This is a genomic window from Citrobacter sp. Cb080 (genome assembly GCF_030334745.1).
Classification (GTDB): Bacteria; Pseudomonadota; Gammaproteobacteria; order Enterobacterales; family Enterobacteriaceae; genus Citrobacter; species Citrobacter braakii.
Genome location: NZ_JAOWDG010000025.1, coordinates 54,100 through 70,077 on the forward strand (window position 1 = coordinate 54,100; position 15,978 = coordinate 70,077).

General features: G+C 53.5%; 20 protein-coding genes. 16 read left to right on the plus strand and 4 right to left on the minus strand.

Annotation, left to right across the window (positions count from 1 at the left end; translation table 11 throughout):
* Window positions 1-15: 15 nt before the first annotated feature.
* Window positions 16-1,068, minus strand: a complete 1,053-nt coding sequence (gene fbaB / locus OGV38_RS02725; protein WP_016153672.1) for a class I fructose-bisphosphate aldolase — start codon at window positions 1,066-1,068, stop codon at window positions 16-18.
* 251 nt (window positions 1,069-1,319) lie between these two features.
* Between fbaB and OGV38_RS02730 the strand changes: the two genes are divergently transcribed.
* Genes OGV38_RS02730 through OGV38_RS02740 form a run of 3 tightly spaced genes read left to right on the plus strand, consistent with a single transcriptional unit; the run spans window position 1,320 to window position 4,560 of the window.
* The gene (locus OGV38_RS02730) at window positions 1,320-2,597 is read left to right on the plus strand and encodes a nucleoside permease (protein WP_049269027.1); all 1,278 of its coding nucleotides are present in this window, start codon (window positions 1,320-1,322) and stop codon (window positions 2,595-2,597) included.
* Complete coding sequence (locus tag OGV38_RS02735; RefSeq protein WP_019077202.1) at window positions 2,594-3,598, plus strand: ADP-ribosylglycohydrolase family protein; 1,005 nt, start codon at window positions 2,594-2,596, stop codon at window positions 3,596-3,598. Before OGV38_RS02730 ends, OGV38_RS02735 begins: the two co-directional genes overlap by 4 nt.
* Window positions 3,595-4,560: a PfkB family carbohydrate kinase gene (locus OGV38_RS02740; RefSeq protein WP_153647017.1), complete on the plus strand. Its 966-nt coding sequence runs from the start codon at window positions 3,595-3,597 to the stop codon at window positions 4,558-4,560. Before OGV38_RS02735 ends, OGV38_RS02740 begins: the two co-directional genes overlap by 4 nt.
* Here the strand turns inward: OGV38_RS02740 and OGV38_RS02745 are convergent.
* The 3 genes from OGV38_RS02745 to thiM are packed head-to-tail and all read right to left on the minus strand — an operon-like array spanning window position 4,534 to window position 6,907.
* On the minus strand, window positions 4,534-5,280 hold the full coding sequence (locus tag OGV38_RS02745; protein WP_181521127.1) for a GntR family transcriptional regulator: 747 nt from the start codon (window positions 5,278-5,280) through the stop codon (window positions 4,534-4,536). The genes OGV38_RS02740 and OGV38_RS02745 overlap by 27 nt on opposite strands.
* A 41-nt stretch (window positions 5,281-5,321) precedes the next feature.
* On the minus strand, window positions 5,322-6,122 hold the full coding sequence (thiD, locus tag OGV38_RS02750) for a bifunctional hydroxymethylpyrimidine kinase/phosphomethylpyrimidine kinase (protein ID WP_016156956.1): 801 nt from the start codon (window positions 6,120-6,122) through the stop codon (window positions 5,322-5,324).
* A complete protein-coding gene (gene thiM, locus OGV38_RS02755) occupies window positions 6,119-6,907 on the minus strand; it encodes a hydroxyethylthiazole kinase (protein ID WP_181521126.1) in 789 nt (262 codons plus the stop codon). Before thiM ends, thiD begins: the two co-directional genes overlap by 4 nt.
* A 203-nt stretch (window positions 6,908-7,110) precedes the next feature.
* Between thiM and OGV38_RS02760 the strand changes: the two genes are divergently transcribed.
* From OGV38_RS02760 to OGV38_RS02820, 13 genes are all read left to right on the plus strand, one after another.
* Window positions 7,111-8,349, plus strand: coding sequence for a tyrosine-type recombinase/integrase (locus OGV38_RS02760; RefSeq protein ID WP_181547901.1), 1,239 nt, complete (start codon window positions 7,111-7,113; stop codon window positions 8,347-8,349).
* An 89-nt stretch (window positions 8,350-8,438) separates the two neighbouring features.
* On the plus strand, window positions 8,439-8,645 hold the full coding sequence (locus tag OGV38_RS02765; RefSeq protein WP_159162431.1) for a helix-turn-helix transcriptional regulator: 207 nt from the start codon (window positions 8,439-8,441) through the stop codon (window positions 8,643-8,645).
* Between the two features lie 87 nt (window positions 8,646-8,732).
* Window positions 8,733-10,280, plus strand: coding sequence for a hypothetical protein (locus OGV38_RS02770; RefSeq protein WP_128361326.1), 1,548 nt, complete (start codon window positions 8,733-8,735; stop codon window positions 10,278-10,280).
* 636 nt (window positions 10,281-10,916) lie between these two features.
* Complete coding sequence (locus OGV38_RS02775) at window positions 10,917-11,384, plus strand: DUF5681 domain-containing protein (RefSeq protein WP_094762023.1); 468 nt, start codon at window positions 10,917-10,919, stop codon at window positions 11,382-11,384.
* Window positions 11,381-11,731, plus strand: a complete 351-nt coding sequence (locus tag OGV38_RS02780; RefSeq protein WP_181521124.1) for a hypothetical protein — start codon at window positions 11,381-11,383, stop codon at window positions 11,729-11,731. The genes OGV38_RS02775 and OGV38_RS02780 overlap by 4 nt, the downstream gene beginning before the upstream one ends.
* The gene (locus OGV38_RS02785) at window positions 11,728-12,312 is read left to right on the plus strand and encodes a hypothetical protein (protein ID WP_094762021.1); all 585 of its coding nucleotides are present in this window, start codon (window positions 11,728-11,730) and stop codon (window positions 12,310-12,312) included. The genes OGV38_RS02780 and OGV38_RS02785 overlap by 4 nt, the downstream gene beginning before the upstream one ends.
* 489 nt (window positions 12,313-12,801) lie before the next feature.
* Window positions 12,802-12,996 carry a hypothetical protein gene (locus OGV38_RS02790; protein WP_094762019.1) on the plus strand — a complete coding sequence of 65 codons (195 nt, stop codon included), beginning with the start codon at window positions 12,802-12,804 and terminating at the stop codon, window positions 12,994-12,996.
* Complete coding sequence (locus OGV38_RS02795) at window positions 12,971-13,240, plus strand: hypothetical protein (protein ID WP_141195438.1); 270 nt, start codon at window positions 12,971-12,973, stop codon at window positions 13,238-13,240. Before OGV38_RS02790 ends, OGV38_RS02795 begins: the two co-directional genes overlap by 26 nt.
* Window positions 13,241-13,264: 24 nt before the next feature.
* On the plus strand, window positions 13,265-13,399 hold the full coding sequence (locus tag OGV38_RS02800) for a hypothetical protein (RefSeq protein WP_254922078.1): 135 nt from the start codon (window positions 13,265-13,267) through the stop codon (window positions 13,397-13,399).
* Window positions 13,400-13,437: 38 nt separating this feature from the next.
* Window positions 13,438-13,785, plus strand: coding sequence for a phage baseplate protein (locus tag OGV38_RS02805; protein WP_286472915.1), 348 nt, complete (start codon window positions 13,438-13,440; stop codon window positions 13,783-13,785).
* A 13-nt stretch (window positions 13,786-13,798) separates the two neighbouring features.
* Window positions 13,799-14,131 carry a phage baseplate protein gene (locus tag OGV38_RS02810; protein WP_286472916.1) on the plus strand — a complete coding sequence of 111 codons (333 nt, stop codon included), beginning with the start codon at window positions 13,799-13,801 and terminating at the stop codon, window positions 14,129-14,131.
* Window positions 14,128-14,316, plus strand: a complete 189-nt coding sequence (locus OGV38_RS02815; protein WP_104446716.1) for a hypothetical protein — start codon at window positions 14,128-14,130, stop codon at window positions 14,314-14,316. Before OGV38_RS02810 ends, OGV38_RS02815 begins: the two co-directional genes overlap by 4 nt.
* Before the next feature lie 318 nt (window positions 14,317-14,634).
* Window positions 14,635-15,861, plus strand: coding sequence for a site-specific integrase (locus OGV38_RS02820; protein WP_104446717.1), 1,227 nt, complete (start codon window positions 14,635-14,637; stop codon window positions 15,859-15,861).
* Window positions 15,862-15,978 lie beyond the last annotated feature (117 nt).

Below are 15,978 nucleotides of genomic sequence, written 5' to 3' on the forward strand. Positions count from 1 at the left end.
ACACCCCAACTGGGATCAGGCAATGGTGACTTTGCTGTCCAGATAAACATCCTGCACGGCGTTAATCAGCTTAACGCCGTCAGCCATGGTTTTCTTGAATGCTTTTCGTCCAAGAATCAGCCCCATGCCGCCAGCACGTTTGTTAATCACCGCCGTACGTACCGCATCGCTCAGATCGGTTTCGCCGCCAGCCGCACCGCCAGAGTTAATTAATCCGGCGCGCCCCATATAGCAGTTCGCCAGTTGATAACGCACCAGATCGATTGGGTTGTCGCTGGTCAGCTTGCTGTAAACGCGATCGTCGGTGTAGCCAAAGTTGACTGCTTTATACCCGCCGTTATTTTCCGCCATTTTCTGCTTAACGATATCCGCCCCGATAGTGGCTGCCAGATGGTTAGCCTGCCCGGTGAGATCGGCGGAAACATGGTAATCCACGCCATCTTTTTTAAACGCGGAGTTACGCAGATACGCCCATAGCACGGTGACCATCCCCAGTTCATGAGCGCGCTCGAACGCCGCAGAAATCTCTTCAATCTGGCGACGGGACTCCTCTGAACCGAAATAGATGGTTGCCCCTACCGCAACCGCGCCCATATTGAATGCCTGTTCTACGCTGGCATACAGCGTCTGGTCAAACGTATTGGGGTAGCTCAGCGTTTCGTTGTGGTTAATTTTTACAAGAAACGGAATGCGGTGCGCGTAGCGACGGGAGACGGAAGCCAGCACGCCATAGGTCGATGCCACGCAGTTACACCCTGCTTCGATAGCCAGTTCCACAATATTCTTCGGATCAAAGTACAGCGGGTTAGCCGCAAACGATGCCCCCGCGGAGTGTTCCACGCCCTGATCCACCGGTAGAATTGACAGATAACCTGTCCCAGCCAGTCGGCCCGTGTTATACAGCGTTTGCATATTACGCAGCACCGCTGGCGGACGGTTGTTATCCACCATCACGCGATCGACGTAATCATGTCCAGGCAGGTAAAGTTGGTCAGAAGGAATGGTCATACAACGATGCTGTAAAAGGTTGTCGGCATCTTTGCCAAGCAACTGCGCAATATCAGTCATAGCTATGCTCCCGTAAGTTCCGATTTGAAACCGGAATGTGGATTGTCCTGACCCGCTTTGTTGCGGGCAGCAATAAGCCTGGTACCGACTGCGTTTTTTTCCATCTTTAGCGCACTTTTCAGCAACTTCTGCTGGCTCGATTCAGGAAGAAATAATGTTAAGGCGGTCAAATTTAGACCTCAAAGGTATTTTAAAGGTATTATCGAATGGTACTATCAGTGCGTACCTTACCTGTCATGAAGGATTTAAAGATGAAAACTACAGTTAAGCTGTCGTTCATGATGTTTATAGAGTGGTTTATCTGGGGCGCCTGGTTTGTACCGCTGTGGCTGTGGCTGAGTAAAAGTGGCTTTAGCGCCGGGGAGATCGGCTGGTCCTACGCCTGTACCGCGATTGCTGCGATCCTGTCGCCCATCCTGGTCGGTTCTGTCACTGACCGTTTTTTCTCCGCGCAAAAAGTGCTGGCGGTGCTGATGTTCGTCGGCGCTATTTTGATGTACTTCGCCGCCCAGCAAACCACCTTCAGCGGATTTTTCCCACTGTTACTGGCCTATTCGTTGACCTATATGCCGACGATTGCGCTGACTAACAGTATCGCTTTTGCCAATGTCAGTGACGTTGAACGTGATTTCCCGCGCATCCGTGTGATGGGGACCATTGGCTGGATCGCCTCTGGTTTGGCCTGCGGTTTCTTACCGCAAATGCTTGGCTATAGTGACATCTCCCCTACCAATATTCCTCTGCTAATCACTGCCGGAAGCTCGGCTCTGTTGGGCGTCTTTGCGTTCTTTTTACCGGATACACCGCCGAAAAGTACCGGCAAAATGGATTTCAAGGTCATGCTGGGTCTGGATGCGCTGATCCTGCTGCGGGATAAGAACTTCCTCGTCTTTTTCTTTTGCTCTTTTCTGTTCGCGATGCCGCTGGCGTTCTATTACATCTTCGCCAACGGTTATCTGACAGAAGTCGGGATGAAAAACGCCACCGGCTGGATGACGCTGGGCCAGTTCTCTGAAATCTTCTTTATGCTAGCGCTACCGTTTTTCACCAAACGCTTTGGCATTAAAAAGGTATTGCTGCTTGGTCTTATTACTGCGGCTATCCGCTACGGATTTTTCGTTTACGGCGGCGCGGAAGAATATTTCACTTACGCTCTGCTGTTTCTCGGCATTCTGCTGCACGGCGTCAGTTACGACTTCTACTACGTCACAGCCTACATTTATGTCGATAAAAAAGCGCCCGTACATATGCGCACCGCGGCGCAAGGGCTTATCACCCTCTGCTGTCAGGGATTCGGTAGCCTGCTCGGTTATCGTCTGGGCGGCGTGATGATGGAAAAAATGTTTGCTTATCAGGAACCGGTGAATGGTCTTACCTTTAACTGGGCTGGCATGTGGGGATTTGGCGCGGTCATGATCGCCGTCATTGCCGTAATGTTTATGATTTTCTTTCGCGAGTCAGATAAAGAAATCACCGCCATTAAGGTGGACGATCGCGATGTAGCGTTGAAACAAGGGGAAGTAAAATGAAAGCAGAACGTATTCTCGGTGCTCTTTATGGGCAGGCGTTAGGGGATGCGATGGGTATGCCGTCGGAACTGTGGCCCAGAACCCGGGTTAAAGCCCATTTCGGTTGGATCGACCGTTTTTTACCCGGCCCTGCGGAGAATAATGCCGCCTGCTATTTTAACCAGGCGGAGTTCACTGATGACACCTCCATGGCGCTGTGTCTGGCTGATGCCCTGCTTGAGTGCGACGGAGAGATTGTACCCGACGTTATTGGCCGCAATATTCTGGCCTGGGCCGAACGTTTTGATGCTTTTAATAAAAACGTGCTCGGCCCGACCTCAAAAATTGCGCTAAAAGCCATTCGCGACGGCAAACCTGTCGCCGAACTGGAAAATAACGGCGTTACCAACGGAGCGGCAATGCGCGTTTCACCGCTGGGATGTCTGCTCCCCGCGCGCGATCTCGATGCCTTTATCGATGATGTGGCATTAGCCTCCAGCCCGACGCATAAATCGGATTTGGCTATCGCTGGCGCAGTGGTGGTCGCATGGGCGGTATCACGCGCTATCGACGGCGGAAAATGGTCAGAGATTGTCGACGCGCTGCCAGCCATTGCCCGGCATGCGCAGCAAAAAAGGATCACTACCTTTAGCGCATCGCTCTCTGCACGCCTTGAACTGGCGCTGAAAATTGTCCGTAACGCTGACGGCATTGAGTCTGCCTGCGAGCAGTTGTATCAGGTTGTAGGGGCCGGAACCAGCACCATTGAATCCGTGCCTTGCGCCATCGCTATGGTTGAGCTGGCGCAGACCGATCCTAACCGCTGCGCCATTCTGTGTGCGAACCTCGGGGGCGATACCGACACCATCGGGGCGATGGCAACCGCCATTTGTGGCGCGCTCCACGGCGTAAGTGCGATTAATCCGGCATTGAAACATGAGCTCGATGCGGTAAATCAGCTGGACTTTATCCGCTACGCCAGTGGATTGATGCGACTGCGCGAGCAGCGGGAGGCACTATGAGCACCACGCGTCTGCAACAACTTCTCCCGCAGTTACGCACACAGCGACCCGTTACGGTGGTGGGTGCGGCGGTGATTGATGTCATTGCCGATGCGTATGCCCTTCCCTGGCGCGGATGTGACATTGAACTCAAACAGCAAGGGGTGAACGTTGGCGGCTGCGCGCTCAATATTGCCGTAGCACTCAAGCGGTTAGGTATCGACGCCAGTAATGCTTTACCGCTGGGTCAGGGGGTGTGGGCCGATATTATCCGCAACCGGATGGCAAAAGAGGGACTGCACAGCCTGATCGATAACGCCCCAGGCGATAACGGCTGGTGCCTGGCTCTGGTCGAGCCGGATGGCGAACGTACCTTTATGTCCTTTAGTGGCGTCGAAAATCAGTGGAACGCTGACTGGCTGGCACAGCTGGAGATCCCACGTCACAGCCTGGTTTATCTCTCGGGCTATCAGTTAGCCTCTCCGTGTGGTGAGTTGCTGGTGCATTGGCTGGAAGAGCTGGAGGAAGTGACGCCGTTTATCGATTTTGGCCCACGCATCGGCGACATTCCCGAGCCCTTACTGGCAAGAATTATGGCCTGCCGTCCACTGGTATCGCTCAATCGGCAGGAGGCGGAAATTGCCGCCGAGCGGTTTGCATTAAGCCAGGATATAGAAGGTTTTGGCGCACAATGGGTGCAACGTTTTGCCACACCGGTGGTGGTACGCCACGATAAAGACGGTGCGTGGTATTTCAGCACGCAAACTTCCGGTTGCATACCGGCATTTGCGACAGCGGTCGTTGATACCATTGGCGCTGGTGACAGCCACGCTGGCGGCATGCTGGCGGGACTGGCGTCTGGCTGGTCGCTGGCTGACGCGGTACTGCTTGGAAACGCCGTGGCGTCCTGGGTGGTAGGGCATCGCGGGGGCGATTGCGCCCCTACGCGCGAGGCGTTACTCCTCGCACACAAACACGTATAGATCGCTTCGACAATAGCTGATGCTGTATTCAATAGGCCGTTGCTGCTGGTCAAGCGCTACCTGCTTGATCACCAGCACCGGCACTTTGCTGTCCATTTGAATGTGCGCCTGGAATTCTGCGTCAGGCATTCGGGCACTGACACGTGAGCGCGTGCGCTGCGGGAAAATATACTGGCTGCGAAAATAGTCATACAGTGAAACGCCGATGGCATCCACGTCATGAATTAGATGGGCAGGAACCCATGACTCTTCAATAGAAGCCGCATCTTCATCTACGTAGCGAATGCGCTTGAGCAAGAAGACGTCACTCCCCGTGGCAACAGCCAGCTGCTGCGCTACATCTTCCGGGCAAGGCACAATCCGCTTGTTAACCCACAGCGTATCTGGTTTTTTACCGCGCAACACCACCTGCTGTGAAAAACCACGCGCTTCTTTTAGCGAATACTCGAAGATGTTATTGATTTGCGTCCCGTAACCGCGGGCGCGCGTCACGACGCCTTCTTCTTCCAAAGCCTGCATCGCCTTACGAACCGTAATTCGCGAAACGCCGGTCAACTGGCTGAGATCGCGCTCGCCGGGCAGGATGTTTCCATGCTCCAGAATCCCGCTACGCACAGCGTTTTTCACCGTTTGCGCAAATTTCATATACAGCGGCGTGTTATCTGCCGCGGAAATACGTTCATTCAGTTGCGCGATAAGCTGGGTATGCGCTTGTTCCATTTATCTTTTTCCTGCAGCTGTTTCTGCAGCCAGTATACTCATTACCACCACGCGTGGAAATGATGCACCGGACCAATTCCCTCACCGACTTCCAGGGTGTCGGCCTGCGCCAATGCCGCTGAAAGCCACAACTTAGCTTCCTGCACTGTCTGTGCCCAGTTGTCATGGCGCGGACGCAGCGCCGCCAGTGCCGCCGATAGCGTACAGCCAGTACCGTGGGTATTTTTGGTCATCACCCTTGGCGCGGTAAAACGCTGCTCGCCATCACGGGTAAAGAGCCAGTCGGGGCTTTGCGCATCCTCCAGATGACCGCCTTTCATCAACACCGCCTCGCAACCCAGCGCCCGCAGCGCCCTTCCCTGCTCTAACATCTCCTGCTCAGTCTGCGCATGGGGAGCCCCGAGCAGCGCCGCAGCTTCGGGTAAATTTGGGGTGATAATCGAAACCTGCGGCAGCAAATGGGTACGCAGAGTTTCAACCGCCGAAGGAGACAGCAACGGATCGCCGCTTTTCGCCAGCATCACGGTATCCAGCACGACATTTTGCACCCGATGGCGACGCAAACGTTCGGCGACCGCTTCAACAATATCCGTTTCCGCCAGCATACCGATTTTAGTGGTGTCGATACGCACATCACTGAACACCGAATCCAGCTGCGCGGCGACAAAGTCAGGTTCAATGCGATACACCGACTGCACCCCGCGCGTATTTTGCGCCACCAACGCCGTGATAACCGAGCAGCCGTAAGCGCCAAGCGCCGAGAACGTTTTTAAATCGGCCTGAATACCCGCACCACCGCTTGGATCGGTTCCGGCAATCGTTAATGCGTTAATCCGTTTCATAGTTGCTCCTGCGCGTTCAGGTTATAGAGGGCGTCAATAAATGCCGGGACAAAACTGCCCGGTCCGGTTGATTGTCGAGTGGCTATTTGTCCGGCCTGTTTCATCCAGCTACAGGCGGAGGCGACGTTATCAAGCCGGTCACCGTGCAGGGCGCAACTGGCCGCAACGACCGCCGACAGCGCGCATCCGGTGCCCACCACGCGCGTCATCAACGGGTCACCCCCGTTCACGCAGACGGTACGCTGACCATCGGTGACATAGTCAATTTCGCCGGTAACCACGACAATGGTCCCAACCTGACGAGCCAGTGCCTGCGCTTCGGGAAGCGCAGCGGCTGCCGTATCGGTCGTATCCACGCCGCGTCCCCCGCCGTTCATACCCGCCAGAGCCAGTATTTCCGAAGCGTTGCCGCGGATAGCTGCAGGCTGTAGCGCCAACAAATCCAGACAGAAGCGACGACGAAACTCCAGCGCCCCCACGGCAACGGGATCGAGCGTCCACGGAGTTTTAGCAAGTTGTGCCCGCTCAACTGCGGCGCGCATCGCCGTAGCCCGTTCCCGGGTTAAGGTGCCGACATTAATCAGTAATGCACTGGCAATAGACGCGAACTGACTGGCTTCCTCGGGCTCGATTACCATTGCAGGTGATGCGCCCAGCGCCAGCAGCGTATTGGCCGTAAAGCTTTGCACGACCTCGTTGGTCATGCAATGTGTGAGAGGGGAAAGCGTTCTAAATTGGTGTAAGGTGTGAGCCGCGAGTGTGCGGCTGTGCAGGTCAGGCTGCATGGTTCAGCTCCTGCCCGCGCGAAGAAGGGACACGAGCAGTGTCAGACTTCCCTACGCTGGCATTATCCAGATCAGGTTGTACGCCATATGATAAACCGCATCTGTTACGGGATACACAGGCACTTATAAACTTTTAAAAACATATTTACGTGCATTTATCTGGGTGCTTAAATGGGTACATTCTCAAAAATTGGGTAATTGAAATGAAAGCACCAAAGAAAATCACTAAACAATCCCAGGTTGACGCACTAACACTACCCGCCGATAAAAATGTAATGCGGATCTCTGTACTAAACGGCGCGTTGACGGGTCTTTCGCTGGTTTTACGTCGTACTTCTTCCGGCGGCGTCACTGGCAGCTATATCACCCGCCGAGATGGTAAGGACATATCAATTGGCCCGCGCACGTCCTGGACGCTTGCGGCTGCACAGGAGCGCCATCGGGAAATCATGACCAACATGACGCGCGGTATTGACGCAAGGACAGAAGCGATCACCGTTCCGCACGATCTTAACGCCCTATTCCGCGCTTATATTAATAATCCTGCTTTTGCGCCTGCTGATTCAACGGTTAAAACATACGTTTGTACCTGGCAAAAGTATTGTAACCGCTTGTCGGCTTACGGCGAAACCACGATCGAAAACTTCACGCGCGCCAGTGCTCACAGTCTGATCCGTACCGTCGCCGAAAAGCACAGCGTAAACAGCGCTAAAAAACTGCGCGACATTCTGTTAGCACTGCGCCACTACCTGGAAAGCCAGTTCGATATAGAAGCGTTTGAAACGCTTATGACGCTGCAAAAACTGTTAGGCAAAAATAACACCGAGCTTGAACGGTCGCGACAGCCGCGCACGAACTACCTGGAAAAAGACCAGCTTCGCGCATTATGGCGGTATTTGTGCGAAGACGAAACCAGGCCTGCACATCTGGCTGCACGTATGCTTATCTGTGCACCATTGCGTAAAGGTGAAGTCGTCGGCGGGCGATGGGAGGAAGTCGACGAGGATGCGGGCTTATGGCGGATCCCTGGTTCACGTACTAAAACAGGTTTTCCGCTCAACGTGCCGATCAGTCCAGCAATGGAAGAGATATTCGAAGCGGCACGCAGATGCGTTGACGGTGGTTTTATTTTCGGAATCAGTTCGTCGGCGATTAATCACCGCTTGCCGGAAATGCGCGCGGCCTGCGGTAACGCCGAAATGACGGTACATGATTTGCGTCGCACTGCTTCGCAATTGTCGGCTAGCGATGAACTGAACGAACCAGGGAGCGGGTTAACGTTTATTGAGGCGGATCTAATTTTAAACCACGTCAAAGGTGCAAAGAGCCAAGCGAGCGCTATCGCGACCACATATCAACCTGAAACACTACAAAAAATGGTTACTGATGCGATCGCTAAGTACCAGAATTGGTTAGAAAAAGAGATAATAGACATCCCGTAACATATTGATTTAAATGAAAAAGTTATTGCCTTAGTGAAATGCGATGCCCATACTAAAAACACGTAAATATGCTCATAGAGGTAACTAACGTGTTTTTAAATAAAACTGAAGTCGCACATCGTATCGGGGTAGGTAGAACCAACGTCGATTACATTATCAAGACTGATCCGACATTCCCTAAACCTGTTCAACTCACCCCATCACGCCCGCATTGGCTGGATGTCGCGATCGATGCCTGGGCGCTGGCGCGCAGTGAGATGGTGAACCAAAAACAGGAAAGAGGCCGTGCAGCATGAATCACAAGGGAAATAAAAAAGCCCGTCCTGCCAGACGAGCTTTTTTTAATCGGTCTAAAACGCGTAGTTTAACAACAAGGGGCCTGTATGCCGCGTGCTAAACCAGCTTTAAAAATTGTACCGAATAACGGGACAAATGACAACCGCCTGAAAGAAGAAAGCGATCGCAGCCTGGAAGAAGCAATCGCCGAAGCTGAAGCGCACTGTGCCGCTGTCGTTGCGGGCAAAAAAGTAGCCGGTAACAGCTACCGTTTAGACGTCGCCAACTGGCGATCTGTCGATCTGATGAACCCGCCAGGGCTGGCGGGCGAAATTGTCGACGCTATCGAAGCACGTAACATGCGACCGTTACGATGGGCGGCAATTCCGGCAGCGCTTCAGCTAATGGCTATCGCCGCAGGGATCGGTAAGCGCAAATCGCTTAACGGCGCAAAGATGAACATTATCACGATCACGATCGCCGAATCCGCAGCCGGTAAAGACGCGGCACAAAGTTTTATCAGCGACGTGTTGCTACGTATCAGTAAAACGGCGCACCTGTTTAACCGTCCGCGTACTGACAAAGACATGATAATGAACGCCCTGGACGCCGATGGAAAAGCGCTGTACGTCGTTGACGAAGCCCACGACCTGATCGGCAGCATTAACGACAAAGGTTCTTCTCAGTACACTAAATCTATTGGCCCGCTTATCCTGGCAATGGCTACGGCGAAACTGTACACGCTGTCGGGTACGCATAAACGCGAAGTGAACGCACTGATCAACACGGCGCGCGAAAAGGCCGTTAAACGTCTTGAGCGCATCGATAAGCAGATCGACGCAGACGAAAGCAATAAAGACCTGCACAAAGCACGCACGGGACTGGTGAAGCAATTAGCGACGCTGGACGTGCAACAAACTATTGTCGACACCGGCATTAAAGATCCGCTCGTCTGTTTAATGTTAAGCAGCACGCCAGGTAATTTCGAAAAAGTAATCGACTACGGCAACATTGCAAGCGGCCTGATCGGTCGTGGCTTGTTGTTTCACTGCGGCGACGAAGCAGCGCGATCACGTGCAGACGAAATAAACGTCGACAGCACTGTCGCAGATGCACTTGCCGATCGTGTTCGTGATTTAACGACGTATGGCAGGTCGTTAAAAGTGCAGCCCAATACGCGCGCTTTTTTAAAAACTATCTTCGAATACCTGGAAGACGACGACCGCCGTAACGCGCCGATCGTTGGTGCGCTGTATCGCCGTGCTTATGAACGAGTAATTTCTATCGCGTCGTTGCTGGCTACCGACGAAGGGGAAGTCACCGACGAACACGTTAAATATGCCTTTGCACTTGTAATGCGTAACATCGAAGACGTCACCAGACTGTCGCAGCAAAACGAAATTGAAGACATCCAGACCGCGTTACAGCAACGTGTAATTGACGTAATTAAGCATTCGCCGGTAGGCGTTAAGTTTTCGGCGATAAATAAGCAGATTATGCGCCGTAGTGTTTTTGCAGAAGCGGCAGAACGTGCGCGCATTAACGGCTATAAAGATCCGCTCGCGCTTGCGATCGCTGCACTGGAACGACAACGCGTCATTGAATGCGCGGAGATCAGAAACGGTTTAAACATTCGCTTATTACGGCGAGCATAATTTATGTAATAAAGCCCGCTTCGGCGGGTTTTTTATTGGTTTCGCAAAATCTTGTACCCCGTAGCTGTCCCCCTTGTAGCCCGCTACTGGCACGGCTCTCAGCGATTACGGGGGACATGGGGTACAAACGCGCTGTCCCCCTTACAGCCCGCTACTGGCGCGGTCTGGATGGGTAAAGGGTACAATATTTATATAATTTTATTATTTTTTATATAAAAACCCAAAAACCACTGTATTTTAATTCAGTAGTTTTAATGTGTTCAAAAATATTATTATCCTTTTAGAATCGTTTTTTATCCCCTTTACCCTTCAAACCCCCGTCACGTCTAGCTTTGAAGGGGTACGGCTTATTGTCCCCCTTTGTACCCTCATTACTTGAAACCCTGTAACCACGCGGGTTTAAGAGGGGACAACATTTTAAGCCATCTTTGTACCCCGTTGCATACGACATAAGCGGTTGTCACTCACCATATACATCACTTCGACACCGTAAAAACCGGCATCACCTGTTCCGCTTTTTCGAACAGGTCGAACAGGTCGAACAGGTCATTAACAGGTCAAATACAAATTTCAGGCATCCGCGATGGCCATCGTACGCTTGACGGCGTAAACCACTGCAAAAAAGGACTCACAACGATGCCACGCGCGCCGAAACAACCTGTTAAACAGTCAACCGCTAAAGGTCGGGCTAAAACTCAATTCCAGAAAGGCCAGTCGGGTAATCCGGCGGGCAGACCGGCGGGTCGCATGAACTTCGACCGCATGATCCGGCTATGGGTCGCCGACCACAACGCAGAACACCCCGATGCGCCGCTGGACGCTTCCGGCCTGCTTAAAGATATCGGCAAGCGGGCATCCAGCGCGAAGGCGGAAACCGTGTTTAAAGCATTGCTGTCGCATATGCCGAAGCCATCGATCGATCCAATCAACATGGACGCGGTCGACTTAAGCGATCTGGACGGTCTGACGGAACGCCTTGTCGAGCAGTTATTCACCGGCGCTAACCCGGACAGCATTAAATTCGCGCTTGATTGCGTGCAGCGCCTTTCCGATATTCGCGCCGCTGAAGCGGAACGACGCGCGCTGGAGGCGTTAAGCAAATGAGAACAGGAACGACAGCAGCACGCCTTAAGAAAGTCCGTCAACGCCTGGAAGCGGCGAACGCGGAGCGGGATCTTGCCAGCGGTAAACCAACATGGAACATGCATCCGCAGTTCGTCGAAGCGTTGCGCGAATTTAAAATCTATATCGGCGATCCGGTCGACGTGTTAGGCCCCGATTGGGAAGCGTTCTTCCTGCCGTGGGAAGTCATGATCGCCGGATATGCAGATCACGACCTGAAGCGTGAATTTATGCAGCACCAGAAGGCTGACGCGGAAGAGTTCGACGCGCCATCCTGGTCATTCGGCGAAATGGTCGTCCGCCAGCACAAGGAGGACACCGGCGCATGATCATTAACACCAACCAACCGCACCCAACCAAAACGCACAACGGACTAACCAGGCAGGAACGCGAAGAACGCGCAGCGGCTGCGGCACGTCATCGGCAATTAGACGCCCTGCGCGCCCGCGTACGGGCTTCGATGGCTGACATGGATGAAACACCGGCGGATCCTGCCGCGTACCGTCAGGCGGGCGTACAGGCCGATGCAACGTGGGAGGACGTCGAACGCCGCGCACCAACTGGAAACAGGAAGATAGTCAAAGGGCGCATATTATCGGGGCGCGGTGGAAATAAGCACACGTACGGACCCCAGAAAGAGCAAAAGGATTTACCCGACCTACCACACACCACAATAGACGATCGCAGCGTGGCTGGCGTCCTGCGCACGATTGCGGCGATTAAAAATAAGGGCGACCGCCTGACGGTGTTTTATCACGACGGTGAGAGCGAAACATTAGCCCAGGCGCGCCCCTTCCTGGTTGAAATTATTTCGACAGAACTAAAACGCAAAGTCACGGCGGGAGAAGTCAACGCCGCCGCCTACTACATAGCCACTACCGGTAGTCAGTTAGTTGTTACGGGACGTTAAGTTATTGTTTTGCATCTATTTTTTGTCTTTACTTGTCCCTGGATTGTCCGTAACTTGTCCCTTGTTGATTCTCGTCAACGTTGATCATGAAACACCCTTGACCCGAAAGCGCACCCCGATGCGTGAGTAGGGTCGCTCAATCCGCCGGAATCCAACCAATGATTACACCCAAAAAACCGTAACTGTCGTAACACTGGACGCAGGCAGCAGCAACGAAACGGAGATCGAGATCCGCAGCATCGTTGACTGTTCCGTCTTGCCGCCTCCTGGACGTTCGCCAGCCTGCGCACAACTGGCGCGCTGGTTCGCGGATAAAGTCGCAGAGGGTCAAAAATTCCGCCTTTGCAACGCACCCGATGCCCTGATTAAAGAGTTTCGCCGCGCTTCAGAACGGCGAGGCATCAAAGTAAGCGCCGGTATGCCGCGTAATGAATATGGCGAACTGATCGGCCTGAGTCACATTGAACTGAAACAGAAGGAATCAAACTGATGCAAAAGAACAGCGTAGAAGTGAAACGCCACATCCTGAACAGCGCAGGCCAGCCGCATAAATACACCGGCGCAAGTGTCACGCACGTCGAGATGGCCTTCGCTGGCTATATGGCGCAGCACCATCCCGAAGTGCGCACCGACGAAGTAGACGGATGGGTCGCGGCGTATGCCAACAAAAACAAACTGGCTTAAGGTGCTGAATATGGTCAACGAAAACGAACTACGCGCCCGCCGCCACCTGATCATTTTGCTGGCTAACGGCGTACATGAAGCCCTGGCAATGGATGCCGACAAGCTGGACGACCGCATGAATGATTTATTCATTGAGAAGGTCGGATGCCGTAACTTCGCCAGCGACGAAGAGGAAGACAGCTACGTCGACGGCGTCGAAAAAATGATGTTAGCCGAAGCATTGCAACGCCTAACCCGCGCTTAAACAGTCACACGGAGACTAACCACCATGACAGCACGACGCTACATTTACCGCCGCAGCCGCGCAGAGATCGCCCGCACTATTCGCCTTGCAATGAAACGGCGAGAAGAACGGCAGCGCGCCGCAGCCGCTGCAACAAACACCAACGAAGCCGCCAATTAAGGCGGCTTTTTCTTTCACCAATAAAGTGACAATCGCTTATGGCTGACTTAACGCAATACCTGGGGGATCGTAAGTGGTCGCCCGTTAATTTCCTGTTTAACGACACGTCCGACACCGTGTTCCGTATCGATGGGACGAACCTTGCTTCCATGACGTTTGACTGTGTGGACAACGAACAGCATCACTGGTCGAACACTATTACTGAATTTCCTGTCGAAGAAAGCGTCAACATCAGCGACAACATTAAGCCGAACCCGCGCGAACTGACGTTAACCGGCTTTATCAGTAACACGCCCATCAGCGGCCTGGTTGACGAACTGGTCAACTTTACCGACCGCTTTTTAAACGGACGCATACAACCAACTGAAGGCGCTGTCGGAACTTAAGATCCCTGTAACCGTGACGACGCGTTACGAAGTCTACGAAAACATGGGGCTTGCGGACGTTTCTATCGTGCGCAGCGCGGATAACGGCGATGCGCTGGTCGCGGATCTGGTCTTCCGTCAAATCAACATTGTGTCGACGCAAACTGGAACAGTACCAGAGGGCATCGGTAAACCAGGTGCGCAAAGCGACAACGCCACAAAGACCCGCGCAGGTTCGAAGGTAGACGCGGGTAAATCCACCGGCAAAGTTATGAAAGCGGACGATCCAAACGTACCGAAGCCCATCCAGCGTCACCGGTCGGCGTTGCTCGCGATGTCAGGTGAAAAAACGGGGTATCACAAATGAACGTCGAACAAATCGCCGCACGCCTTAACACTGGTCCCGCCACACTCGGCGAGCTTGTCCGGGCAGGTGCAAGCGCTGTCGTGATCGCCGATATGGTGCGCGCAGGTGTCGCCGTGGTGCTGCAATTCCACGAGGATAGCGACGCAATGATCATCGGCGGATATGGAACGCCGGCCCCGCAATAATTCGCGACCGGTCCCGCCAGTAATCCAGCCCGCATCAGCGGGTTTTTTAGTGCTTACAGTTTAATTATGACTGTTCAATGCATCTACATCATTGATGCTTTGCCGATGTGCATCATATACTCATTACACGTTTATTAAGTGGTTGCCACTTAAACGCAAAAACGCCGCTACTGCGTCAACAGTAACGGCGTCTTCTAATCTCACAAATGAGGTAAGCATCTGTGAAACTGATCGATACTTTACCGCCTGCGCTGGATGTCGTCCATTACAAGCAAACGCCCTTCCCTGTATGCCAACTGCTCTGCGGGGTACAGTGCCATGATTAAAAACGACCGCGACGTCGCACGACTGCGGATCCCTGAAGGTAAAAAGTCCGTCACGCAGCCAGTGAAAACCATCGCGCCCGCTGGCGGGCTATACCTGCTTAAACGCGTCACGCCAGCCGGTAGCGAAGTGCTAACGTGGTTTTTCAGGCACGGCGGCAAGCGTCATACCGTAGGCAACTCAAAAACGGCCTATGCGACCGCCTGCGAGCTTTACGGCGAACTAGTGGCACAAGTGCTACGCAACGAAGTAAAACCGGCTGACGAGCGCCCACGGTGGACAATGGACACGTTGTTCAACAAGTGGATCGACGCCGAAGGGACGCCAGGCGCAGCGGTCGACCTTTCCCGCCTATGGCGTAAGCACTGGTCGCCGGTATGCGGCAACCTGGTAGCGGTCGAAATGAACTACCGGCGCATTGTGGAAATCGTTAATAACGTGCGCGCCGGTATGATTGAGCGTGATGGCAAAGTTCAGGCCAACGCCTTAAGCCGTGGTGCGCGCTTTATCCCGCGCATGTTCGCTTACGGCTTCAAACACGGTATAGCCAACGAACAAGACGAGCCGATCGCCGTACCGCAAACGCTGAAGGCCAGCATCGATAAGAACCAATTACCACCGAAGACGGAACCACGACAGGCCACCTTAACGGCGGGACAATTCCGCGAACTGTTCAACCAGCTACCCGACAACGATGCCGGTAACGCGCTGCGGGTCATTATGCTGACAGGTCGGCGTAAGCGTGAAGCCACGGAGATGGCACGGCAGGAACTGCGCGGCGACATTTGGGTCATCCCTGGCAAGCGCACGAAGAACGGCAAGCCGCAGGAAGTGCCGATCCTTAGTAACCTGCGCGCGGTGCTGGCGCGTTCCACCAACGAGATCGGGCGCTTATGGGAAGTCGGCGCGACAACACCGAACCTGGTATTAAACCGGCTGAACGTGATGGCCAGTTACGAAGACGAGAACGGCGAACCGGTAGTCGTACCGTGCACCGTGCACGACCTGCGCCGGTCGTGGGCTGAATTGCTGCGCACTGAATGTAAGTTAGACCGTGAAACTGTCGATCTGATGCTGGCGCATACGCCGCAGAACGCCGATACAACATCGACCACGTACCAGAAGTTACGCATCGATATGCAGAGCGCCGCAGTTGTCGACGGTTGGCAACGCTGGGATGCGTGGTGTAGTGAAGCAATAAGCAAAGCGGAGGGCTTTTAATATGGCACGTTTATTTTTAGCGGTAGTTCTGGCAGTGTTCACGGTATCCGCGTTCGCCGAAACAACAGAACGTTGCCGGATTAACTCGGCGGGCGACACGGTATGCACTGGCAAATA